Annotated in this window: 12 protein-coding genes and 4 pseudogenes; 6 read left to right on the top strand and 10 right to left on the bottom strand. The window is 63.0% G+C overall.

The window, feature by feature from the left end; genetic code table 11:
- The 3 genes from HT737_RS25325 to HT737_RS25315 form a co-directional block, all read left to right on the top strand.
- On the top strand, window positions 1–627 hold a 627-nt coding region (locus HT737_RS25325; RefSeq protein WP_182404227.1), incomplete at its 5' end, for an HDOD domain-containing protein.
- A 25-nt stretch (window positions 628–652) separates the two neighbouring features.
- Window positions 653–1,465 (top strand): bifunctional DNA-formamidopyrimidine glycosylase/DNA-(apurinic or apyrimidinic site) lyase, encoded by an 813-nt coding sequence (gene mutM, locus HT737_RS25320; RefSeq protein WP_047297159.1) that lies wholly within the window; start codon window positions 653–655, stop codon window positions 1,463–1,465.
- A gap of 69 nt (window positions 1,466–1,534) precedes the next feature.
- Window positions 1,535–1,858 (top strand): multidrug transporter, encoded by a 324-nt coding sequence (locus tag HT737_RS25315; RefSeq protein WP_182404226.1) that lies wholly within the window; start codon window positions 1,535–1,537, stop codon window positions 1,856–1,858.
- 132 nt (window positions 1,859–1,990) lie between these two features.
- Here HT737_RS25315 and HT737_RS25310 read toward each other — a convergent pair whose 3' ends face one another.
- The 5 genes and pseudogenes from HT737_RS25310 to HT737_RS25290 all read right to left on the bottom strand — a co-directional run bounded on the left by HT737_RS25310 (window position 1,991) and on the right by HT737_RS25290 (window position 6,704).
- The gene (locus HT737_RS25310; RefSeq protein WP_003195146.1) at window positions 1,991–2,242 is read right to left on the bottom strand and encodes a YfhL family 4Fe-4S dicluster ferredoxin; all 252 of its coding nucleotides are present in this window, start codon (window positions 2,240–2,242) and stop codon (window positions 1,991–1,993) included.
- A gap of 144 nt (window positions 2,243–2,386) precedes the next feature.
- Window positions 2,387–2,867, bottom strand: a pseudogene (coaD, locus tag HT737_RS25305) (pantetheine-phosphate adenylyltransferase).
- Window positions 2,868–2,982: 115 nt separating this feature from the next.
- Window positions 2,983–4,578 carry a GMC family oxidoreductase gene (locus tag HT737_RS25300; RefSeq protein WP_182404225.1) on the bottom strand — a complete coding sequence of 532 codons (1,596 nt, stop codon included), beginning with the start codon at window positions 4,576–4,578 and terminating at the stop codon, window positions 2,983–2,985.
- Between the two features lie 121 nt (window positions 4,579–4,699).
- Window positions 4,700–5,245: a twin-arginine translocation pathway signal protein gene (locus HT737_RS25295; RefSeq protein ID WP_095668092.1), complete on the bottom strand. Its 546-nt coding sequence runs from the start codon at window positions 5,243–5,245 to the stop codon at window positions 4,700–4,702.
- Between the two features lie 28 nt (window positions 5,246–5,273).
- The gene (locus tag HT737_RS25290) at window positions 5,274–6,704 is read right to left on the bottom strand and encodes a coniferyl aldehyde dehydrogenase (RefSeq protein ID WP_182404224.1); all 1,431 of its coding nucleotides are present in this window, start codon (window positions 6,702–6,704) and stop codon (window positions 5,274–5,276) included.
- 145 nt (window positions 6,705–6,849) lie between these two features.
- Here HT737_RS25290 and HT737_RS25285 point away from each other — a divergent pair.
- Together HT737_RS25285 and HT737_RS25280 are read left to right on the top strand one after the other, a co-directional pair.
- Window positions 6,850–7,520: pseudogene (locus HT737_RS25285) on the top strand (TetR/AcrR family transcriptional regulator).
- A 31-nt stretch (window positions 7,521–7,551) separates the two neighbouring features.
- A pseudogene (locus tag HT737_RS25280) lies at window positions 7,552–8,407 on the top strand (sulfurtransferase).
- A 51-nt stretch (window positions 8,408–8,458) separates the two neighbouring features.
- Here the strand turns inward: HT737_RS25280 and HT737_RS25275 are convergent.
- The gene (locus tag HT737_RS25275) at window positions 8,459–9,157 is read right to left on the bottom strand and encodes a glutathione S-transferase family protein (RefSeq protein WP_047291489.1); all 699 of its coding nucleotides are present in this window, start codon (window positions 9,155–9,157) and stop codon (window positions 8,459–8,461) included.
- A 224-nt stretch (window positions 9,158–9,381) separates the two neighbouring features.
- Here HT737_RS25275 and HT737_RS25270 point away from each other — a divergent pair, with 224 nt between their 5' ends.
- A complete protein-coding gene (locus HT737_RS25270) occupies window positions 9,382–10,056 on the top strand; it encodes a hypothetical protein (protein ID WP_047291488.1) in 675 nt (224 codons plus the stop codon).
- A 48-nt stretch (window positions 10,057–10,104) separates the two neighbouring features.
- On the opposite strand, the gene mnmH is transcribed toward HT737_RS25270, so the two are convergent.
- From mnmH to HT737_RS31970, 4 genes and pseudogenes are all read right to left on the bottom strand, one after another.
- The gene (gene mnmH / locus HT737_RS25265; RefSeq protein ID WP_121184649.1) at window positions 10,105–11,208 is read right to left on the bottom strand and encodes a tRNA 2-selenouridine(34) synthase MnmH; all 1,104 of its coding nucleotides are present in this window, start codon (window positions 11,206–11,208) and stop codon (window positions 10,105–10,107) included.
- Window positions 11,208–12,242, bottom strand: a complete 1,035-nt coding sequence (selD, locus tag HT737_RS25260) for a selenide, water dikinase SelD (RefSeq protein ID WP_182404223.1) — start codon at window positions 12,240–12,242, stop codon at window positions 11,208–11,210. The genes mnmH and selD overlap by 1 nt, the downstream gene beginning before the upstream one ends.
- Before the next feature lie 196 nt (window positions 12,243–12,438).
- Window positions 12,439–12,804 carry a DUF4440 domain-containing protein gene (locus tag HT737_RS25255; RefSeq protein ID WP_095667009.1) on the bottom strand — a complete coding sequence of 122 codons (366 nt, stop codon included), beginning with the start codon at window positions 12,802–12,804 and terminating at the stop codon, window positions 12,439–12,441.
- Between the two features lie 98 nt (window positions 12,805–12,902).
- Window positions 12,903–23,425: pseudogene (locus HT737_RS31970) on the bottom strand (autotransporter-associated beta strand repeat-containing protein).
- Window positions 23,426–23,723: the final 298 nt, after the last annotated feature.

Below are 23,723 nucleotides of genomic sequence, written 5' to 3'. Positions count from 1 at the left end.
CTGCTGGGCAGCCGTTCGATCGTCAATCTGATCAACGCCATGTCGATCAAGGGCGAGATGAATGACGACACCATCGTCACCCTCAACCGTTTCTGGGATACCGCCCAGGATGTGGCCATGACTTGCCTGACCCTTGCCAAGCGCGTCGGCACCGAGGCCAGCGACGAGGCTTACGCCTTGGGGCTTTTCCACGACTGCGGCGTGCCGCTGATGCTTCAGCGTTTCCCGGATTACATGACGACACTCGAAAAGGCCTACGCCAACGCGAGTGCCGAGCGCCGGGTCGTGGACACCGAGAATGATGTCTACAACACCAATCACTCGGTGGTCGGTTATTACACCGCCAAGTCCTGGCGCCTGCCGGAACACGTCAGTGCAGCCATCGCCAACCACCACAATGCCCTGGCGATTTTCAGCGACGAAACCTCGCGCAACAGTCAGATGAAAAACCTGCTGGCGATCCTGAAGATGGCCGAGCACATCTGCGCGTCGTACCGGGTGCTGGGCAACCAGACCGAAGACTTCGAATGGCAGGCCGTCGGGCCGCTGGTGCTGGAGTACATCGGCCTCTCGGATTACGACTTCGAAACGTTGAAGCAGACGATCCGCGAACTTGGCGCACACTGATTTAGCAAACTGATTCGAGACCCCCATGCCTGAATTGCCGGAAGTCGAAACCACCCGCCGCGGGATCGCTCCGCACCTGGAAGGTCAGCGTGTCAGCCGGGTCATCGTGCGTGATCGCCGGTTGCGCTGGCCGATCCCCGAGGACCTTGATGTGCGCCTGTCCGGACAGCGCATCGTGCTGGTCGAGCGGCGGGCCAAGTATTTGCTGATCAACGCCGAAGTCGGCACGCTGATCAGCCACTTGGGCATGTCCGGTAACTTGCGGCTGGTTGAGGTCGGGATGCCAGCGGCCAAGCATGAGCATGTCGATATCGAGCTGGAATCCGGGCTGGCCCTGCGCTACACCGATCCGCGCCGGTTCGGCGCGATGCTCTGGAGTAGCGACCCGCTCAATCACGAACTGCTGATTCGCCTCGGACCGGAGCCATTGACCGATCTGTTCGACGGCGAGCGGCTGTTCCAGTTGTCACGCGGGCGTTCGATGGCGGTCAAGCCGTTCATCATGGACAACGCGGTGGTGGTGGGCGTCGGCAATATTTACGCGACCGAAGCGCTGTTCGCCGCCGGGATTGATCCGCGGCGCGAAGCCAAGAGCATTTCCCGGGCGCGTTATCTGAAGCTGGCAATCGAGATCAAACGCATCCTGGCCGCAGCCATCGAGCGCGGCGGCACCACGTTGCGTGATTTCATTGGCGGCGACGGGCAACCGGGGTACTTCCAGCAAGAGCTCTTCGTTTATGGTCGTGGCGGTGAGCACTGCAAGGTCTGCGGCACCGGTCTGCGGGAAGTGAAGCTGGGGCAACGGGCCAGTGTGTTCTGTCCGCGCTGCCAGACCTGAGGCAAAAAGCTGAAAAAGTCCTACGGTCTATAGTGAGTGGTCTCACTGTTCAGCCCGAAGGATCGTGCCATGAAGTCCTTGCAAGCCCTGTTTGTCACATTGCTGCTGTGTTCCAGCCTGGCCGTTCAGGCCACGGAAAACGGCAGCGGTGATCCGCGCTACACCATCCAGAACCCTCCCGCCTACGCCATGATTGGCGATTTGCTGATTGCCCGACCTTTGTTGGTGGTGGCAACGGTGCTGGGTGCGGGGGTGTTTGTGGTGTCATTGCCGTTTACCGCGCTGGGTGGCGGGGTGGGCGATGCGGGACAGGCGCTGGTGGTGGATCCGGCGAAAGCTGCTTTTGTGCGGTGTCTGGGGTGTACGGGGGAGGGGTTTGAGCAGCGTGAGTGAGCTGATCAGGGTTTTGCGCTGCTGCTGATGGCCCTTTCGCGAGCAAGCTCTCCACATTGGAGCGCATTTCAAAATGTGGGGAGCGAGCTTGCTCGCGAAGAGGCCCGGAAGAGCGCTACAAAAACGTTCAGATCAGGCCTTGCCGGTGATCTTGCGGTACTTCTCCATCAACTGTTCTTCAGTCTCCGGATGCGCCTCGTCCAGCGGAATGCAATCCACCGGGCAGACCTGTTGGCACTGCGGTTCGTCGTAGTGGCCAACGCACTGGGTGCACAGGTTCGGGTCGATCACGTAGATCTCTTCGCCTTGGGAAATGGCAGCGTTCGGGCACTCGGGTTCGCAGACGTCGCAGTTGATGCAATCGTCGGTGATGATCAGGGACATGCTAACTCCAGCCGGGGCGGCAGGCCCGGGCGCAATAAATCAATGCGCGCAATTGTGCCGCATTGGCGAGCGCAGTGCACGCGGCTGCGATCAAGGGCACGAGACTGCAATCTTTAAAAGCAAAAGATCGCAGCCTTGCAGCTCCTACTTTTTGAAGCGCAGGGTCAGGGCATCGGCCACGGCCGGGTGCACGAACTTGCTGATATCGCCGCCCAGCGCGGCGATTTCCCGCACCAGCGTCGAGGAAATGAATGAATAACGCTCGGACGGGGTGAGAAACAGGCTCTCGACGTCCGGGGCCAACTGGCGGTTCATGTTGGCCAGCTGGAATTCGTATTCGAAGTCCGACACCGCGCGCAGACCGCGCAGGAACACATTGGCGTTCTGTTCTTTGGCGAAATGCGCCAGCAGCGTCGAGAAGCCGACCACTTCGACGTTGGGCAGGTGTTTGGTGACCTCGCGAGCCAGCTCAACCCCGTTGTTCCAGCGGGAACAGCGGATTTTTCTTCGGGCTGGCGGCGACCGCAATGATCACGTGATCGAACAGGCGCGAGGCGCGTTCGACCAGATCGCCATGCCCTTTGGTAATAGGGTCGAAGGTACCTGGGTACAACACTCGGTTCATCGCGTCGTCCTGGCGGGAGTCCGTTGGGGAGTCGGATGGTATCGCAGCCGTCCCGGTCGGCCAAGTCGCCTGTTGGGTAAGAAAGCACTATAGACGACGCGATAAACCGTTTTTTTCACGGATTTCTCAGCCGATCGGCGAGGGATGTCGCCAGTTGTGCAGTCAGTCCATACACCGACAATTGCGGGTTGGCGCCAATACTGGTGGGGAACAGCGAGCCGTCGTGAATCGACAGATTGCTCAGTTGATGATGCCGGCCAAGGCTGTCGGTGACTGCGTTTTTCGGGTCTTCACCCATTGCGCAACCGCCCATCACGTGGGCACTGCCCAGCCGCGTGCGATAGAGCTCAAGGCGCAGACCGTCGATCAATTTGCGCACCTCGGCCAGGGTGTTCACGTAGCGCGCATCGGCGTGCATCGGCATTACCGCTTTCGCGCCGCCGGCGAACTGGATCTCGGCCATGCTGTGAAACGCGCGACGCAAGCCTTCCCAGGCGTAAGGCGAGACTTGATAGTCGAGCACTGGTGAGCCGTCGCCGCGCAATTCGACACTGCCGCCGGGGCTGTCCGGATGGAAGCCGTCGCGCAGCAGCGCCAGCATCGCGTGCGTGCGCGGCAGATCAGCCATGTGTTCGGCGTTCTGCTGGCCGAAGCCGCCGAGCAGCGTTGCCGCCAATGCCGGTTGCAGCGGTGGCACTTCGAGTTTGTAGCCCATTGGCCCGCTGGTGCCGTCCTGCCACTGGAAATGATCCGAGTAGATCGACTGCGGCGCGCCGTAGAACGGGTTGATCACCTCGTCGAAGCGCCCTGCAGACATGTTAACCAGATGCAAAAAGGTGCGTTTGCCGAGGCGCTGATGCGGGTCCGGCGCGTCTGAACGCAAGAGCAGGGCCGGGCTGTTGATGCCGCCGCCCGCCAGCACGTAATGCCGGGCCTTGACCGTGATTTTGCGTCCAGTCGGCGCGACGCAACGCTCGTCCATCGCCACGCATTGCAGGCCGGTGATTTTGTCGCCGTTGATCAACAGTTTTTCCGCGCGGGCCAGGTACAGCAGTTCGCCGCCCTTTTCCAGGGTCGCCGGAATGGTGGTGACCATCATCGATTGCTTGGCATTGGTCGGGCAGCCCATGCCGCAATAGCCAAGGTTCCAGCAGCCACGGACGTTGCGCGGGATCACGTGCCAGCTGTAGCCGAGTTGCTCGCAGCCCTTGCGGATCACATCGTTGTTGGCATTGGGCGGGACCCTCCATGGCGCGACGCCGAGGCGCTGTTCCATTTTCTCGAACCACGGCGCCATCTCGGCCGGGCTGTGGCCTTTGACGTTGTGTTCCCTGGCCCAGTGTTCGAGGGTCGGCTCGGGCGTGCGGAAGCTCGACGTCCAGTTGATCAGCGTGGTGCCGCCCACCGCACGACCCTGCAGAATGGTGATCGCGCCGTCCTTGCTCATGCGGCCGATGCCTTCCTGATAGAGGCTGCTGTAGGCCTGGTCTTCAAGCATTTTGAAGTCGGAACTGGTCTTGAGCGGGCCTTCTTCGATCAGCAGCACTTTGTAACCGGCGTCGCTGAGGATCTCCGCCGTGGTGCCGCCTCCGGCGCCGCTGCCGATGATGGCCACGTCGGTTTGCAGCGTCAGGTCGTCGGTCAGTTGTGCGCCGTTGTAGGTTTTCCAGCCACGGGCAAGGCCTTCGCGGAACGGGTCGGGTACGGGCATTGATCAGGTTCTCTTGTTCTTGTTGTTCTGGCGGGCCCCTTCGCGAGCAAGCTCGCTCCCACATTTGCACCGCAACCCCCCTGTGGGGAGCGAGCCTGCTCGCGAAGGGCGCGACTCGGTTTCAAACAGTCGGCGGGCCGGGGTAGCCGCAATGCGCCCAGGACTCGGCGCGGGTGTACCAGGCCATCATCACCATTTGCTGCAATGAGCTATGGCCCATGCGCAGCAGGCTCAATGAACTGTTCTGCCATCGTTCAAGGAAGTGACGCATCGCCTCGGGGCTGGCGTTTTCCCAACTGCCCCAGATGCCGGTGAGCGGCCCGCGGGTGACGGCCATGCCGAGCACGTCGAACAGTTGTCGGGTGAGTTTGAGCATCTCCGGCGACAGGTGATCGAGGCTGAAGTCCAGCGACTTCAGAGTGCCATCCACCGCACCGGGCATTTTCTCGGTGGTCACGGCGCCTTCGAGCATCACCGGAATCAGTGCACGCAGGAACAGCAGGTCGCCGTCACGCAAAGTGACGAAGCCATTGGCCGCGATACTCGATGAGCAACCACTGAGGCTGGCGCCAAGGCCGGCGGTGGCGAGGAACGCAGTGGCACCGAGGCTGAATTTCAGCAGGCCACGGCGCGACAGGACAGGTGTTTCGGTCAGGCTTGGGTGCATTGTTGTTATTACCCGGCGGTGACGACGATTAGCGGATGAACAGCTTCTGGATCAGTTTCTGGATCGATTTGCCGTACGGCGGATAGATCAACTTCGCGGCGTTGAAGCGCTGTTTGATCAGTACGCCCTTGGCCTTGCTGAAAGTCAGGAAGCCTTCGTGGCCGTGATAGTGGCCCATGCCCGACGGGCCGATGCCGCCGAATGGCATGTCGTCCTGCGCCACGTGCAACAAGGTGTCGTTCAGGCACACGCCGCCGGAGTGGGTTTCGTGCAGCACGCGGTTCTGTTCGCGCTTGTCGTAGCCGAAGTAGTAAAGCGCCAGAGGACGCGGGCGCTGATTGATGTAGGCAAACGCCTGATCGAGATCCTGATACGGCACGATCGGCAGCAGCGGGCCGAAGATTTCATCCTGCATCACGGTCATTTCATCGGTGACGTTCAGCAGCAGGCTGTGCGGCATGCGCCGGCCCTGGCCCTGTTCGAACAGCGGGATCAGCAGCGCGCCCTTGCTCGTGGCGTCGCTGACATAACTGTTGAGCCGGGCCAGTTGGCGCTCGTTAATGATCGCGGTGTAGTCCGGGTTGTCGGCGAGGGTCGGATAGAAATTGTTCACTACCTGGCGATAGGCTTCGACGAACGCGCCGACACGGTCTTGCGGTACCAGCACGTAGTCGGGCGCGACGCAGGTCTGGCCGGCGTTGAGGGTTTTACCGAAGGCGATGCGTTCGGCGGCGTCCTTGAGCGGTACGTCGCCGGAGACAATGGCCGGGGACTTGCCGCCCAGTTCGAGGGTCACCGGGGTCAGGTTTTCCGCCGCCGCGCGCATCACGTGCTTGCCGATGCTGGTGGCGCCGGTGAACAGCAGGTGATCAAAGCGCAAACGGGAGAACGCCACGCCGATGTCGGCCTCGCCGAGCACCACGCAGACCAGGTCTTCGGGGAAAATTCGTCCCAGCAGGGTTTTGAGCAACTGGCCGGTGGCCGGAGTCGATTCGCTGAGTTTGAGCATCACCCGGTTGCCCGCCGCGAGCGCACCGACCAATGGGCCGACGGCCAGATACAACGGGTAGTTCCACGGGACGATGATACCGACCACGCCGAGCGGCTGGTACACGACTTTCGCTGACGCCGGCTGAAAGGCCATGCCGACTTTGCGCCGCGACGACTTCATCCAGCCCTTGAGATGGCGGCTGGCGTAATGGATACCGTGCAGGCTGGGCATCAGCTCGGCAAGCAGGGTTTCATCGGCGCTGCGATGACTGAAATCGGCGCTGATGGCGTCGATCAAGGCCTGGCGCTCATTGCTGAGCATGTCGCGCAACGCTTTGAGCCATTGCTGACGCTGGGCCGCCGGCGGCATCGGGTTGGCTGTGTAGGCGGCGCGCTGTGCCGCGAACAGCCGATCCAGCTCTTCCAGGGGCTGTTGCAGCGTTTGCAGATAAGCAATGTCGGCAGTCATCGTCGGCTCCGGATTTATTGTAGTGAGGACTTTTTAGAGTCTAAGCTCTAGAAAGTCAAATGACTTCCCGACACAGCTTTGTTTTATCCAATTCCGGTTAGGTCGTAAGATGCCCCTCACCGCACTCTGAATTAAAGCTCAAGCCATGGCCCCACGAATAAAAACCAGCGAGCGCATCGTGCAGAACAGCCTCGAACTGTTCAATCAGCAGGGCGAGCGCAGCATCAGCACCAACCACATTGCCGCGCACATGGAGATTTCTCCGGGCAATCTGTACTACCACTTCCCCAACAAGCAGGCGATCATCGCCGTGCTGTTCAGTGAGTACGAAAGTCTGGTCGACAGCTTTTTGCGCCCGCCACAGGGGCGTGCCGCCACCGTCGAAGACAAGCGCTATTACCTCAAGGAGCTGCTGTCGGCGATGTGGGGCTACCGCTTTCTGCATCGGGATCTGGAACACCTGCTCGACAGTGACCCGGATCTGGCCGCGCGCTACCGGCGTTTTTCCCAGCGCTGTGTGATCCAGGGCATGGCGATCTACGAGGCTTTGTCGCCGCCGGCATTCTCAAGATGGATCGGGTACAGATCGAGTCCCTGACGATCAATGCCTGGATCATCCTCACCTCGTGGGTGCGTTTTCTGTGCACCACCCGGGAAAACTCCAACCACCTCAGCGAGCAGGCCATCAAGCGTGGCGTGTATCAGGTGCTGGTGCTGGAAGCCGGGTTCGTCACCGATCAGGCCCGCGAAGAGGTGAATGCCTTGTTCGACGAGTTCTACGTACCGCTGGCCCAGGCCCTCGAGGAAGGGCGGTAACCCATTTCGAAGTCGCTCACAGGAGTCCGTCATGCCGATTGCGCAACTGCTCAGCCCGACCGCACTGGATGCCCGCAAGGAGCAGCCGGGGCTGGTGATTCTCGATTGTCGTTTTGCCCTCGAAGACCCGGACTACGGGCAGCGCAGCTATGCCGAAGGGCACATCGCCGGCGCCCGCTTCGCTGACCTTGAGCGTGACCTGAGTGGCAAAGTGGTCAAAGGCGTGACCGGACGTCACCCATTGCCCGAGCCGGCGGCGCTGATCGAGCGTCTGCAGGCGTGGGGCATCAATGCCGACAGCGATGTGGTTTTTGTACGACGACGGCCCTGGTGCCTATGCGGCCCGCGCCTGGTGGTTGCTGGCGTGGCTGGGCAAGCGCGACGGCGTGTTCATTCTCGACGGCGGCCTCAAGGCCTGGCACGCGGCGGGTCAACCGCTGAGCCTGGATGCGCCGTCGGTCAGCCGGGGCAACTTCAGTGGTCAGCCGGACATGAAACTGCTGCTGAGCGCCGAGCAATTGCACCAGCGCCTTGCTCAGCCGTCGCTGACATTGCTCGATGCCCGGGCCTTGCCGCGCTTCAAGGGTGAGGTGGAACCGATCGATCCGATTGCCGGGCACATTCCCGGGGCGCAATGCGCGGCGTTTACCGAGAACCTCGGCAGCGACGGGCGCTTCCTGCCAGCGGAGCAGCTCAAGCAGCGTTTTGCGGCGAAACTCGGCGAGCGTTCGCCAACGGACCTGGTCGCTTATTGCGGTTCCGGGGTGACGGCGTGTCACAACCTGTTTGCGTTGTGCCTGGCGGGGTATCCGCTGGGTTCGCTGTATGCCGGGTCGTGGAGTGAGTGGATCAACGAGCCTTCCAGAGGTATAGCCACGGGCGAATAACAGCAAAAGATCGCAGCCTGCGGGCAGCTCCTACAGGGGATTTGTGTGGGGTTACGAGGGAATGGTCAGGCCTCGAACAACCGCCGGCCGCGCCAGAAACCGCTCCAGCACCCGGGTCACATTCGGGAAATTGCTGATCCCGACCAGATCGCCCGCCTCATAGAAGCCGATCAGGTTGCGCACCCACGGGAACGTGGCGATGTCGGCGATGGTGTAGCGCTCGCCCATGATCCAGTCGCGACCTTGCAGACGTTTGTCGAGCACGTTGAGCAGGCGTCTGCTCTCCTCGACATAACGGTCACGCGGACGCTTGTCCTCGTAGTCCTTGCCGGCGAATTTGTTGAAGAAACCGAGCTGGCCGAACATCGGGCCGATACCGCCCATCTGGAACATCAGCCACTGAATCGTCTCGTAACGCAGCGCGCCCTCCTGGGCCAGCAACTGCCCGCTCTTGTCGGCGAGGTAGATCAGGATCGCGCCGGACTCGAACAGCGCCAGCGGTTGGTCCTCGGGACCGTGCGGATCGAGGATCGCCGGGATCTTGTTGTTGGGGTTCAGCGAGAGGAATTCCGGTGACATCTGATCCTGCGTGTCGAAGCCCACACGGTGCGGCTCGTACGGCAGGCCGATCTCTTCGAGCATGATCGAGACCTTGACGCCGTTGGGGGTCGGCAGGGAATAGAGCTGAATCCAGTCGGGGTACTGCGCCGGCCATTTCTGGGTGATCGGGAACGCGGACAGATCGGTCATGGGAAACATCCAGTCACATGGAAAGCACTGATCATAATGTAGGAGCTACACGAACCGTAACATCCTGCGGGTAATGTGCATGAACCAAACCGGCCTCAGAGGACTCTGAGCTATGCCCTTCGTAACGGAAGCGCGACACACGACATGGACAACACCCGGTGCAGGGAGCCCGTGGTGCAAGGGTTGGTCAGCCCCACCGAATTTGCTGAAGAATCCTGTACTCAATGACGAACCTCATGAGTTTCGCCAAACGCTTCAAACATCGCGCCTGCGTGGCCCTGCCCTCACTGCTGGCGGTCAGTGCGCTGACCTTGTCGCTCGAATCGAGCCAGATTCGCGCCCAGCCAGTGGACGGTACGCAGACCTTGATTTTCCTGCGCCACGCGGAAAAACCCGAGGGCGGTCTCGGCCAGCTCAACTGTCAGGGCCTGAACCGGGCGATCGAGCTGTCGACCCTGCTGCCGGAAAAATTCGGCAAGGCCGATTACGTGTTCGCTGCCGACCCGACACGCAATGTCGAGGAAGGCGAGCTGGACAACTCCTACAGCTACATTCGCCCGCTGATGACCATCAGCCCCGCCGCGATCAAGCTCGGCCTGCCGGTGAACATCGAATTCTCTGCCAACGATACCAGCGACCTGGCGCGGGAACTGACCGAAGACAAGTACCACAACGCGACGATCTACACCGCGTGGTCCCACGGTTATCTGCCGGAGCTGATCAACAAGGTCGCGGGCAACGCGGTCGGCGAAAAGCAGACCATCACCGATGACTGGGCCTCAGGCGATTTCGATTCGCTGTATGTGCTGACCCTGACCTGGCACAACGGCAAGGCCAGCCTGCAGAGTCACAGCTACAAGCAGGGGCTGGATAACGGCAAGGCGACGTGCCCGACTTGAGTGATTGGCTGTCTGTCGGTTCCTCATCGCTGGCAAGCCAAGCCACCCTCACACCCGCTGATTCACTCGCTCGCGCAAATACTCCAGCACCGCCCCGCGCTCCCCGGCAAACTCGATCCGCCCGCCTTTCTTCTCCCGCTGGAACGCATACATCGGGTCGTAGTATTCGCGCAGCAACCCTTCGATCCAGCTACGGTGCAAATCCACCGACCCGCTGCGTGCCTGTTCGGCCAATGCGTCTTCCATCAACAGTAACATCCGCCGATGACGCTCACCACCCAGCCGCTTCTGTACTTTGTTCAGGCTCTCCAGCAAGCGCTCGGAGAACAAAGCAAAACCTTCCTCGCCATGCACTGCGCAAAACTCGGCCGACAGATCCACCACGTAGTCGCGTAGGATCCGCTCGACCCGATCTTCGAAACTGTCTTCCAGCCAGACCATCGGGTACTGCTGCATGCCCTGATACAGCGGTAGCGGCAGCGCACAACTGCCAACTACCCGACTCTCGTCTTCCAGAACAAACTGTTCGATACCGGCATCGCGCTTCTTGAGGATATCGATGGCCAGACGGTTCTCGAAATCAATGTTCGACGGTTGACCGGTAGCACGTTTGCCAAAGCTCGAGCCACGGTGATTGGCGTGCCCCTCCAGATCCACACCGTTGCGCAACTGCACCAGGACCTCGGTCTTGCCGGTTCCGGTCATGCCACCCAGCAACACGAAATCACACTGGCTGATCGCCTGCTCAAGTGTATCGAGCAGAAAGCTGCGCATAGCCTTGTAGCCGCCGCCAACGCGCGGATAGTCGATACCGGCCTCGTCACGCAGCCACTGCTGCGTGATCTGCGAACGCAGGCCGCCACGAAAACAATAGAGATAACCATCAGGATGGGCCCGGGCGAAATCAGCCCAGGCCTGAATGCGTTCGGCCTTGATCGCGCCGGACACCAGCTGATGACCCAGTTCGATGGCGGCTTGCTGACCGTGCTGTTTGTAACAGGTACCGATCTTCTGCCGTTCGATGTCGTTCATCAGCGGCAGGTTGACCACACCGGGAAACGCACCTTTGTGAAACTCGACCGGCGCGCGGGCGTCCATCAGCGGCCGGTCGTTGAGGAAAATGTCGCGGTAATCGGTGCAGTCGCGGTACATCAGATCACCTCGACTGCGTGGGTCTGTCGCTCAACCAGTTCGCCAATCGGCGCCAGGTCCAGGCCCAGTTCGGCGGCCACGGCGAGGAACTCGTCGTTGCCTTCAGGGGTGACCGCAATCAGCAGACCACCGCTGGTCTGCGGGTCGCACAGCACGCGCTTGTGCAACTCCTGCAGACGGCCGAGCTTGCTCGAATAGCTGTCGAAGTTACGCAAGGTGCCACCGGGCACACAGCCCTGTTCGAGGTAGTACTCGACGCTGTCCAGACGTGGCACATGGTTGTAGCTGATGCGAGCGGTCAGGTGGCTGCCATCGGCCATTTCCACCAGGTGCCCGAGCAGACCGAAACCGGTGACGTCGGTCATTGCGGTGACGCCGGCCAGTTTGCCGAAACGGCTGCCGGGCTTGTTCAGGGTGCACATCCAGTCGCGGGCCACACCAATGTCGCCGGGGCGCAATTTGCCCTTCTTCTCGGCGGTGGTAAGGATGCCGATGCCCAACGGCTTGGTCAGGTACAGCAGGCAACCGGCGGTAGCGGTGTCGTTGCGCTTCATGTGGCGCTTTTCCACCAGACCGGTCACCGCCAGGCCGAAGATCGGCTCGGGCGCATCGATCGAATGCCCGCCGGCCAGCGGAATGCCGGCGGCGTCGCACACCGCACGCCCGCCGCGAATCACTTCCCGCGCCACTTCCGGCGCCAGCACATTGACCGGCCAGCCGAGGATCGCAATCGCCATCAGCGGATCGCCGCCCATGGCATAGATGTCGCTGATCGCGTTGGTCGCGGCGATCCGGCCGAAATCGAACGGGTCGTCGACAATCGGCATGAAGAAGTCAGTGGTCGACACCACACCGCGTTCGGCATCGATCTCGTACACCGCCGCGTCATCACGCGAGGCATTGCCGACCCACAGTTTCGGGTCAAGGTTCTGCGCACCGCTACCGGCCAGAATCACTTCCAGCACCTGCGGGGAAATCTTGCAGCCACAACCGGCACCGTGGCTGTATTGGGTCAGGCGAATCGGCTCGCTCATGGGAGAGTCTCTGGCAGTTGATGGGGCGGATTCTAGCAGAGCGCGGGCCGGCAGATTTTTGCGCTGAATGTCCGGCCCCCTTCGCGAGCAAGCTCGCTCCCACAGGGGATCGCTGTCATCCACAAATCCTGTGTTCACTGAAGATCCGTGTGGGAGCGAGCTTGCTCGCGAAAGCTATCGACGGGTCTCCACGGTTTCACGGCCGGGCACAAAAGGTGCCCTGATGAAAAACCATCTGCCATTGCTCCCCCTGCCGCCGCCACACCGAACTGCGCAGACTGTCCGCCGGCACCCGCTGGCCGCCAGCGACGGTATGGCAGTGATATGTCACCAGCGCCGAATCTTCCGACAATTGCTTGAGCGTGAACTGACTGACGTTACGTTGTGCGAAAGCTTGCTGCGGCAGCGCTTCCAGCACATCAGATTTGTTCCAGATGCCGCCGCTGGCGCCGAATTCGACAAAGTCGTCCGCGATCAATCTCGCCAGTTCTGCGGCATCCTCGCGCACGGCGCGCGACAGCAGGCGGTTTTCCAGATGTAACAAATGCTTCGACAGATCCATCTCGTTCCTACCTCAATGCAGAAATCACTCGCCACAAAGACTTTCGATTGTGCAAAAAAAACCGCCCTTTCGGGCGGCTAAAGTACTTCGACCATGATTCAGAAGCTTTGACTGAAGCTGATGTTGAACGCGCTGTCATTGTTGTCGCTCGACACCTGGCCTGAATAGCCGATGCCCAGCTTGCCGGTCGGGGTGACCTGGAAGTCGATGCCGGCTTCGAGCAGTGCGCTGTCCTTGGCAATCGGTACGCCCTGGGTGCTGAACGAGGCGCCGCCGTCGATGAAGGTCAGGTCGGCGTCAGGTTTGGTGTCGCCGTAGGCATGGCGCCAGCCGATGGCTGCGCGTGGCGTCAGTTGACTGCCGTTGGCCAGGGTCACCAACTTGCCGATGCGCACGCCGAGGGTCGAGTAAGTGATGTCCTGATCGGCGTCGGCCTTCAGGCGCCCCACTCCCCCTTTTTCCTTGCCGGTGTCGCTGTCGTAGTTAACGTAGGCCAGCCCGGCAAACGGTTCGATGGCGACGCCTGCCGCGTTGATTGCGTAACCCACTTCACCGAACACCTGCGCACTGCGTGCGTCGTAATCGGCCTTCAGACGATCGTTGTAAGTGCCGACGCTGACGTCGCGTTTGGTCTCGATGCTGTGCCAGCTGTAGGCCGCGCCGAGGCGCACCGCCAGTGCATCGAATTGCGAGTTCAGATAACCGGCCAAGTGGTAGCTGTCGACCTTGGCGTCCGAGTTGCGATCATGCGCGTTGAGGTTGCTGCGGGTGTAGCCGGCCGCCATCCCGGCACGCCAGGTGTCATCCAGCGCCTTGTCGGTACCGAGCATGAAACCGCCGAGGTTGCGATCGACTTTGGCTGTGTTGCTGTCGCCGCCCATGTCGCCCCCAGGCACCGATGGCCCGGATCCAGCCGACCATTTCCCCGTGGCAACCGTTGCTGCTCAGTTGCGTGTCGCTCGGTGCCAGGGTACGACGCGGATCATCCGCAGCGCTGCACGATGGCTGGCGCATGCGGTCGTTGACCGCCTCGCGAATGAAGCGCGAGTCTTCAAGCATGGCGCTGGCGGTGCTGGCGTGGATTTCCCCGGAGAGGCTGTCGAACGCATTACGCGCACCGGCCACGCTGAGGTTGACGATCTGGTTCTGCAACGCCGCGCCAGCCGCACCGTTATTGGAGAGCGCCGTGGCGGTGCCGCGTTGGTTGCCCGTGGCGGCGACGTCGGCGAACGAGTTGCCGTTGCGGCTGACGGCCAGGGTCACCGAATCGGCGCCGTAGACCAGCGAGCTGTCGAGGAACGCGTACTGCGGCAGATCGGCTGCACTGAAAGTGCCAGTCACGCCGCCACCGGCGGTGATCAGCGAGTAAGTGGTATTGCCGGTGAATGGCGCGAGGCTGTTGACCACCAGACCGCCGCCCAATGCCGCCGTACCGCCCACCGCCAACGGTGTCGCGGTTGGCGAGCTGACCGTCAGCGCCAGCACACCATCACTGCTGTTGGTCAGGTTGCCGGCCACGCTCAAGGTGCCGTCAGCACCACCGGAAGCGACCACACCGTGGTTGACCACCGAACCGACGCTGCCGTTACCGCTCAGGCCTGCGCCATTGGCGACCGTGACTTGGGCGCCCAACGAAGCCCGGGCCGCACGGCTGCCGACTTGCAGCACGCCCTGATCAACCGAGACGGTGCCACTGAACGGCTGATTGCCGGTCAGCAGCAACGTGCCGGCGCCGCGTTTGGCCATCGCCCCGAGTCCGCTGAGGAAGCCGTTGAACTGGCCATTGGCATTCTGCTGGAACACCAGTGTGGCGTTGTCGGTGATGTTGCCTTGCAGGCTCGTGGTGTTACCCATCAGCGTACCGCCACTGACGGTTGTGCCACCGCTATAGGTGTTGGCGCCACTGAGCACCAGCGTGCCGGAGTCAAGTTTCTCGATCCCTCCCGTCCCCACCAGCGGTACGGAAATTTCCGCACTCGCCCCGGCATTGACCCGCACCGGCGCCAGACTGCCGTCGGCACCGTTGACCGGCGTCAGCGTGCCGCCAGCCCCTGGAACCAGGCTGTAACCCCCGGTGAGGAACTGCAGACCGGTGAAGTTCTGATTGCCCTGCACAGTGACAGTACCGGCCTGGCCACCAAACACCGCGAACTGACCATTGGCCGCCAGCGCCTGCGTGCCGCTCGGATCGGTCCAGTTGGTGCCCGGGCCCCACACGCCACTGCCGCCACCGATGCTGCCGTCAGGGTTGGTGGTGCCGCCGTTCCAGAACTGCACTTCACCCGGCGTGCCCTGCACCAGCAGGTTGACCTGATTGGCGATCGCGGTTTGCAGAGTCAGGTTGGCCGCCGACACCGGCAGGCTGCCGTAGACCAGACCGTTGTCGGTCAGGCTGCCACCGTAGCGAAACAGTTGATAGACCCCGGTGCCGAAGCCGCCGGCGTTGCTGATATTCAGCGTACCGTCGAGGGTCAGGTTGCCGGCGACGTTGACCACCGTGGTCGAACTGGCCGCCGAGCCGAGGCTGAAGTCCAGGTTGGTCCCCGAGGACAGCGCCAGCGCACCGACCGACAACGGCGTGGCCGAGCCGCCACCGCTCAGCGTTGCACCGCTGGCCAGTTGCACGTTGCCACCCAGTTGCCCGCTGCCGCCGATTTGCGCACCGCTGGCGACGTTGACGTTGGCGCTGTTGAGCACGCCGTTGACGATCAGGTCGCCGGCCTGCACCGAGGTGTTGCCGGTGAAGGTGTTGTTGCCAGTCAGGAGCAACTGGCCGGTACCGGTTTTGTTCAGCGTACCGCTGCCGGTGAGGTTGCCGGTGTAGCTGCCGTCGGCGTTCTGTTCGAAAGTCAGCGCCGCGTTGTTGACGATGGCGCCTTGCAGGCTGCTGGTGTCGCCAGTGGTCGTGCCAGCGTTCAGCGTGGTGCCGCCGCTGTAGGTGTTGGCGCCGCTGAGCAGGAGATCACCGCTGCCGTTTTTCACCAGACTGCCGGTGCCGGTGATGGCGCCGAGCAGCGTAGTGTTCTGGTTGCCGGCCAGGGTCAGTTGCGACCCCAGATTGATCGCGTTGGCCAGTTGCAGCGCCGAGCTGCTGTCGAGGCTGCCGTTGCCGGTCACGCTCAATGCACCGCTGCTGATGGCGCTGTTGTTGCCCAGCACCAGCGCGCCGCCAGCGAGTTGCGTGCCGCCGCTGTAGGTGTTGCTGCCATTGAGGGTCAGGCTCGAAGCGCCGGACTTGATCAGGCTGCCTGCACCGCTGACCACACCGTCGAGGGTCAAGGCGTTGCTGCCAGCGACGCTCAGGCCACCGTTCACCACCACATCGTTGCCCAGCGTGACGGCCGCGTTGCTGTCCAGTGCGGTGCCGTCAGCGGCAGTCAAGACGCCAGTGCCCAGCGCCGCGTTATTACCGACGACAATCTTGCCGCCGTTGAGCGCGGTGCCACCGGTGTAGCCGTTGGCGGCATTGAGCACCAGCGTACCGCTGTCATATTTGCCGAGGGTGCCGCTGCCGTTGAGCGCGACGCCAAGGGTCGCGGTGGCGTTCGGATCGACTCGCACGGTGGCGTTACCCAGCGAACCGTTGACCAGGTTCAGCGCACCGGCCGTGCCATTCTGCAGGTTGTAGCCATCAGTGACGAACTGCAGGCCGGTGATGGTTTGTGCGCCGTTGACGGTGACCGTGCCGGCTGTGCCCTGGAACACCGCGAAGCTGTTGGTCCAGGCCTGATTGGTGGTGCCGTTGACGTCGGTCCAGTTGGTGGTGCCGGTGCCCCAGGTGCCGCTGCCGCCATCGACCGAACCGTTGGCGACGAGTTGGTTGCCGTCCCAGAACTGCACGGTGACGCCCGGTGCGGTGACCAGCAGATTGATCTGGTTGGCCAGCGCGGTTTGCAGGGTCAGATCCCCCGGGGTGACGCTGCCCGGCACCGTGCCGATCAACATGCCGTTGTCGGTCAGGCCGCCGGTGTAGTTGATCAACCGGTACACGCCGCTGCCAAAACCGCCGATGTCGCTGACGTTGAGGGTGCCGTCGAGGGTCAGGTTGCCACCGACGTTGACCAGCGCATTGCCGCCACCGGAAACCGGCACACCGAGGCCGACATCGAAGTTGGAATTGGCGTTGAACACCAGCGAGTTTACCGACAGGGTGCTGCCGGTGGCGCCGGCCAGATGACCGCCATCGGCCACGGTCACGGCACCGGTCAGTGAGCCGCCGCCAGTCAGGGTGCCGTCGCTGCTGACCAGCACGCTGGCGCTGTCCAGCGAGCCGCTGACGTTCAAGGTGCCGGCGTTGACCGTGGTGTTGCCGGTCAGGCTGTTGAGGCCGGCCAGGGTCAGCGTGCCGGTACCGAGTTTGCTCAATTCGCCAGTGCCGGTGAGTACACCGGCGAAAAGGCTGCTGGCGTTGCTGCCGCCGATGCTCAAGGTGCTGCCGCCGCCGATCAGTGCGGTGCCGCTGCCGGTCAGGCTGGCGAGGCTGCCGGAGCCGCCGAGATTCAGCGTCGCCGCAGCGCTGAGATTGACCCCGGCGTTGCTGCCCAGTGCCGAGTTGCCCAGCGTGGTCAGGCTGCCGGACTGCACATCAAAGGTGCCGCTGAAGGTGTTGTTGCCGGTCAGCGTCAGGTCGGCCAGACCATTCTTGGTCAGGGTGCCCGCCCCGGCAATCACACCACCGAGGGTCAGGTTGTTGTTGCCGGCCACGCTCAGGTTGGCATTGACGTTGACGTTGTTCGCCAGCACCAGCGGCGCGGTGGTGTCGAGGGTCGACGCACCCGCCACGGTGACCGCGCCGGAGCCCAGGCCCGCCGAGGTGCCTAGGGTCACGGTGCCGGCGTTCAGCGTGGTGCCGCCGCTGTAAGTGTTAATGCCGTTGAGGGTCAGGTTGGACGCGCCGTTCTTGATCAGACCGCCGGTACCGCTGACCACGCCGCTGAGGGCCACGTCGCTGTTGCCGGTGTTGGTCAGATTGGCGTTGAGCACCACGTTGTTGCCCAGCGACACCGAGGTGTTGCTGTCCAGCGCCGAGGCACCGGCCACGGTCAGGTTGCCCAGACCGAGGGCGCCGTTGCTGCCGGTGGTCAGGGTGCCGGCGTTGAGGGTGACGCCACCGAGGAAGTTGTTGGCCCCGCTCAGGATCAGGTTGGCCGCGCCGTTCTTGGTCAGGCTGCCGGCGCCGTTGATCGCGCCGCTCAGCGTCAGATCGTTGCTGCCGACGATGCCGAGGTTGCCCGCCAGGTTGATCGCGTTACCTGCCGTGAAGGCGCCGCTGGCATCCAGGGTGGTGCCGTTCACCGCGTTCAGGGTCGCCGAACCCAGCGCGCTGTTCGACGCCAGAATCAGGCCTCCCGCATTCAGCGCCACCGGCCCGAGGAAAGCGTTGTTGCCACCGAGGGTCAGGCTGGCCGAACCGTTCTTGATCAAGCCGCCGGTGCCGGAAATGACACCGTTGAGGGTCAGGGCATTGCTGCCGAGCACAGTGAGGTTGCCGTTGAGGGTGGCGGCGTTGGCCAGGGTCACGGCGGTGTTGCTGTCGAGTTGCGTGCCGGCATTGGCAATTAACGCGCCGCTGCCCAAAGCGGTGTTGCTGCCGACCACCAGAGTGCCGCCGTCCAGTTGCGTGCCGCCGGTGTAGCTGTTGGCGCCGTTGAGTACCAGGGTGCCGGCATCGAGTTTGTTGAGGATGCCGCTGCCGTTGATGTTCACGCCGACCGTGGCGGTCACGCCCGGGTCGACCCGCATCGCCGTGGTGCCACCGCCGCCATTGACGGCGGTCAACAGGCCCGACGCGCCGTTGATCATGTTGTAGCCATCGGTGAGGAATTGCATCCCGGTGAACAGTTGCGTGCCGTTGACCGACACTGTACCGGCCGTGCCCTGGAACACCGCAAAGTCGCCGGCCCAGGTCTGGTTCAGCGTACCGTTGGAATTGGTCCAGTTGGTGCCGCCGGCAGTCCATGTGCCGGTGCCGCCGTCCACATTACCGTTCGGGATGGTCTGGCTGCCGTCCCAGAAGCGCAGGTTGGTGTTAGGCGCCGACACCACCAGATTCACCTGATTGCCAAGGGTCTGCACAAGGATGTCGCCGAGGCCGTAACCCACCGGTACACCGGCCACGGTCAGGCCGTTGTCGGTCAGTGCGCCGACGTAGTTGAACAGGCGATAGACACCGACGCCGAAGCCGCCGGCATCGGTGACGTTGAGGTTACCGTCGAGGGTCAGGTTGCCGCCGACGTTCATCAGCGAAGTGGTCGATGGCGTGGCGAGGTTCGCATCGATATTGCTGTTGGCGGCCAGCACCAGTGACGCGGCAGACAGGGTGGTACCCGAGGACAACGCCAGGTGGCCGCCGTTGTTAATGTTGAGAGTGCCGAGCAGCGAACCGCTGCCGGTTACGCTCGCGCCGGAATTGACATTGACCTGGGTACTGGCCAGCGACCCGCTGAGGTTCAGGGTGCCGCCGTCGACGGCGGTGTTACCAACAATGCCGTTGATCCCGGTCAGGTTCAGGGTGCCGGTGCCGACCTTGATCAGGCCGCCGTTGCCACTGAGGTCGCCGTCGAAGGTGCTGGTGCTGCTGACGCCGCCCACAGTCAATGTGTTGCCGCCGGCGATCTGCACGCTACCGCTGCCGCTCAAGCCGTCGAGGCTGGCGTCGCTGCCGAGGTTGAGGCTGGCGCCGGCGCTGATATTGGCGCCGGAGGTGTTGCCCAGGGCTCCGCTACTCAGGGTGGTGACGCTGCCGGCGGCAATGTTCAGCGCGCCGGTGAAGGTGTTGGTGCCGCTGAGAGCCAGGTCATCCAGGCCGGTTTTGGTCAGGCTACCCGCACCGTCGATCACACCGCTGAGGGTCAGCCCGTTGTTGCCGGCCAGGGTCAGCCCGGCATCGAGGGTGATGTTGTTGCCGAGGGTGAAAGCGCTGCTGTTGTCCAGCGTCGCGGCGCCACCGACGGTCAGGGTGCCACTCCCCAAGGCGCCGGGCGCACCGACGGTGAGGGTGCCGGCATTGAGGGTGCTGCCGCCGCTGTAGGTGTTGGTGCCGTTGAGGGTCAGGTTGGCCGCGCCGTTCTTGATCAACTGGCCGGCACCGCTGATCACGCCGCCGAGGGTCAGGTCCTGCGTTCCGCCGACGCTCAGTGCCGCATTCAGCACGACCGCGTTGGCCAGGCTGGCCAGCGGCGAGCTGCTGTCGAGGGTTGCCGCACCGCCAACGGTCAAGGCACCGGTGCCGAGAGCCGAGCTATTGCCGACGGTCACCGTACCGGCATTCAGTGTGGTGCCACCAACGTAGGTGTTGGTGCCGTTGAGGCTCAGATTGGCCGCGCCGTTTTTCACCAGGCTGCCGGCTCCGGCGACAGTTCCGCTGAGGGTCAGGTCTGCGCTGCCACCCACGCTCATCGCACCGGCCAGATTGACCTGATTGCCCAGCGTAACGGCAGTGTTGGTATCCAGCGTGGTGCCCGCCGCGGCGTTCAATGCGCCGCTGCCCAGCGCGGTGTTGCTGCCGACAATCAGCTTGCCGACGTTGAGTGCGGTGTTGCCGAAGTAGGTGTTGGCGCCGTTGAGAATCAGGTCGGCAGGGCCGCTTTTGGTCAACCCACCGACGCCGGAAACCACGCCCGCGAGGGTCAGCGCATTGCTGCCGCCGATGGTCACGTTGCCACCGAGGTTGACGTTGTTCGCCAGGCTCGCCGCGGTGCTGGCGTCCAGCGTGGTGTTGTTGCCGGCGTTGAGCACACCGGTGCCGAGCGCAGTGTTAGAGCCGACGACCAGTGTCCCGGCGTTCAGCGACGTAGAGCCGGTGTAGGTGTTGTTGCCGGTCAGGGTCAGGGTCGAAGTGCCGGTCTTGATCAGGTTGCTGCCGCCACTGATCACGCCGCCGAGGGTCAACGGGTTGGCGCCGCCGGCAGTCAGGTTGGCGTTCAGGGCAATGGCATTGTTCAGCGTCACGTTGGCGCTGCTGTTGAGCGTTGCGCCCGCACCGCCCACGGTAAGCGTACCGGTGCCGAGTGCCGCGCCGTTGCCGACGGTCAGGCTGCCGGCGTTGAGCGCGGTGCCACCGGTGAAGGTATTGGCACCGTTGAGGGTCAGGTTGGCGGTGCCGTTCTTGATCAACTGGCTGGCGCCACTGATCACGCCACCGAGGGTCAGCGCGTTGCTGCCGCCGATCCCCAGATTGTTGTTGAGAATGACGTTGTTGTTCAGCGTCACCGCTGTATTGCTGTCGAGAGTCGCAGCGCCGCCGACGGTGATATCGCCGCTGCCGAGCGCAGCGTTGGCACCCGCCGTGATGGTGCCTGCGTTCAACGCAACAGCACCGAGGAAAGTATTGGCGCCGTTGAGAATCAGGTTGGCCGCGCCGTTCTTGGTCAGCCCGCCACTGCCGCTGACCACGCCGCCAAGGGTCAGGTTGGCGTTGCCGGCGATGTTCAGGTTGCCGCCGAGGGCGACGGCGTTGCTCAGCGCCACGGTGGTGCTGGCGTCGAGGGTAGTGCCCGCCGCCGTGGTCAGTGCGCCGGTGCCGAGCGCGGTGTTGCTGCCGACGATCAGCGTACCGGCATTGAGCGCCGTGCCGCCGGAGAAGGTGTTGTTGCCGCTGAGGGTCAGGTTCGCAGTGCCGCCCTTGATCAGGTTGCCGGCGCCGCTGATGACGCCACTCAAGCCAAGCGCCTGGGTGCCGCCGAGGGTCAGATCCGCCGCCAGCGCGACAGCGTTGGCCAGGGGTCACCGCGGTGGTCGCATCCAGCGTGGTGCCGGCCGCCGCGTTCAAGGCGCCCGTGCCGAGGGCGGTGTTGCTGCCGACGAGCAAGCTGCCGCCGTTGAGCGCGGTGGTGCCGCTGTTGGTGTTGTTGCCGGTCAGGGTCAGGCTGGCGCTGCCGCTTTTGGTGATCGCGCCGGTGCCGGACACAATACCGCCCAGGGTCAAGGCATTGCTGCCGAGCACGTTCAACGCGCCGGTGATGCCGACGTTGTTGGCCAGGGTCACATTGCCGGTGCTGTCGAGGCTGGTGCCGTTGCTGGTGTTGAGGACCCCGGTGCCCAGGGCGTTGTTGTTGCCGACGCGCAAGGTCCCGGCGCTGAGGCTGGTGATCCCGGTGTAGGTATTGCTGCCGTTGAGGGTCAGGCTGCCGCTGCCGGTTTTGGTCAGGTTGGCGGCACCGCTGATCACCCCGCCCAGGGTCAGCGCACCGGTGCCGGTTGCGGTCAGGGTGCTGTTGAGCGTGATCGCGTTCGCCAGCGAAATGGGCGTCGTTGCCGAGATACTCGAAGAGCCGCCAACCGTGATGCCACCGGTACTGAACGACTGGTTGTTGCCCACCAGCACCACGCCGCCATTGAGCACGGTGTTGCCGGTGTAAGTGTTGATGCCGTTGAGATTGAGCTGGCCGCTGCCGATCTTGGTCAGGCCGCCCGTGCCGGAAATCACACCGTTGAGGGTCGTGCCGTTGATGCCCTGCAGGGTCAGGCCGCCGGCGCCCAGGTTGATCTGGTTGGCCAGCGTCAAACCGGCATTGCTGGCCTGCAGGATCCCGCCGTTGGACGTCAGCACGCCGCTGCCGAACGCCGCGTTGTCGTTGAACTGCGCGACACCGCCATTAAGCGTGGTCGCACCGCTGACCAACGGCCCCTGCAAGGTCCAGGTGCCGCTGTTGAGGGTCAGGTTGTTGAAGTTGACGTAGGTCGCGCTGGACGCCGTGCCGGTCCCGGTGGTGCCGCCGCCGAGGCCGATCGGGTTTTGCAGGATCAGCGTGTTGGTGCCGGCCGCGCCGCCATCGATCGTCCCGGTCGGGGCGAAGGTCAGGTTGATGCCAATCAGGCCACCGAGGCCGACGGAGACTTGCACACCGTCGCCGACGTTAACGCTGGAACCGGTGATCGCGTAGAAGGTGTTGGTGCTGCCCGCCCCCATCGACACACCGCCGGTGATGTTGCCGGCGTTGGTGAAGGTGTTGCCCGCAACCGACGTCTCGAACGCAATCCGACCGTTGATGGTGCCGCTGGCGCTGTTGGTCATGTTGACTTGCGAACCGCCATACACCCCGACCACCGGGGTATCGGCCAGGGTGATGCCGCCGACCGACAGCCCGGTGGAAGTGATGGTGCCGTCGTTGGTGATGGTCGTGGTGCCCGACACCGAGTTGTTCACGCCAATCCCCAGCCCGTCGATGCTGGTCAGGTTGAGCCCGAGCAGCATGCCGGTACCGCGAATGATCCCGGTGGCGTTGTTGACGATGCTCACCGTGCTGGTCGCGCCGGTACCGATGAACGCACCGCCACTGAGGATCGACACCAGGCCCAGCAAGGCCGGATCGAGGGTGCCGGAGTTGTTCAGGTTGATGTTGGCCCCGGTCAGGTTGATGACCTTGCCACCCAGGGTCGCGTTCATCTGCGCACCGGAGTTGACGTTGACCGTCAAGCCGCTGGTGGCGCTGCTGTAGTCATTGAGAAACAGCGGCAGCGTCGGGACGCCCGAACAGGTAATCGTCGAACCTGCCGCCGAGCACGTCGCGAGCGCCTGCTCGCTGACCCCACCGAACAAAAGTCCGGCAACGCTCAGGTGCACGGCAAGGGAAAGAGGGGAAAAACGCGAAACGAGGGCGACACCAAACCTTGCTTCCACGGGCTACTCCTTGTCGTGGCCAAATTCTTCCTTGAAGGCGTGCACGTCGGGCTTATTCCACACGCGAATCAAGACTGCGACGGTCATCACAAAACCGCGTCATGGCTGACAAGCTAGTAGACGCCCCGCGATGGGGCACTGATTAAATGGTGTTAATACTTTAATACTACGGCCGTCTAAACCGCGGGTTTCGGCCCCTAAACACAGGACTCTGCCTAAACGACATCCCCCTGTAGGAGCTGCGGCACGCTGCGATCTTTTGATCTTGATCGTTAAAAACAAAATCAAAAAATTGCAG

Origin of the sequence: Pseudomonas sp. MD195_PC81_125, assembly GCF_014060985.1 — a bacterium.
GTDB lineage: Bacteria > Pseudomonadota > Gammaproteobacteria > Pseudomonadales > Pseudomonadaceae > Aquipseudomonas > Aquipseudomonas parakoreensis.
Note: the sequence above shows the minus strand (reverse complement) of the source record. Positions and strands in the feature narration are given on the sequence as shown.

Excerpts from the sequence above, each read along its gene's own strand:
- mutM (WP_047297159.1), top strand. The coding sequence starts at position 653 with ATGCCTGAATTGCCGGAAGTCGAAACCACCCGCCGCGGGATCGCTCCG.
- HT737_RS25315 (WP_182404226.1), top strand. The coding sequence starts at position 1,535 with ATGAAGTCCTTGCAAGCCCTGTTTGTCACATTGCTGCTGTGTTCCAGC.
- HT737_RS25310 (WP_003195146.1), bottom strand. The coding sequence starts at position 2,242 with ATGTCCCTGATCATCACCGACGATTGCATCAACTGCGACGTCTGCGAA.
- HT737_RS25300 (WP_182404225.1), bottom strand. The coding sequence starts at position 4,578 with ATGCCCGTACCCGACCCGTTCCGCGAAGGCCTTGCCCGTGGCTGGAAA.
- HT737_RS25295 (WP_095668092.1), bottom strand. The coding sequence starts at position 5,245 with ATGCACCCAAGCCTGACCGAAACACCTGTCCTGTCGCGCCGTGGCCTG.
- HT737_RS25290 (WP_182404224.1), bottom strand. The coding sequence starts at position 6,704 with ATGACTGCCGACATTGCTTATCTGCAAACGCTGCAACAGCCCCTGGAA.
- HT737_RS25275 (WP_047291489.1), bottom strand. The coding sequence starts at position 9,157 with ATGACCGATCTGTCCGCGTTCCCGATCACCCAGAAATGGCCGGCGCAG.
- HT737_RS25270 (WP_047291488.1), top strand. The coding sequence starts at position 9,382 with ATGACGAACCTCATGAGTTTCGCCAAACGCTTCAAACATCGCGCCTGC.
- mnmH (WP_121184649.1), bottom strand. The coding sequence starts at position 11,208 with ATGTACCGCGACTGCACCGATTACCGCGACATTTTCCTCAACGACCGG.
- selD (WP_182404223.1), bottom strand. The coding sequence starts at position 12,242 with ATGAGCGAGCCGATTCGCCTGACCCAATACAGCCACGGTGCCGGTTGT.
- HT737_RS25255 (WP_095667009.1), bottom strand. The coding sequence starts at position 12,804 with ATGGATCTGTCGAAGCATTTGTTACATCTGGAAAACCGCCTGCTGTCG.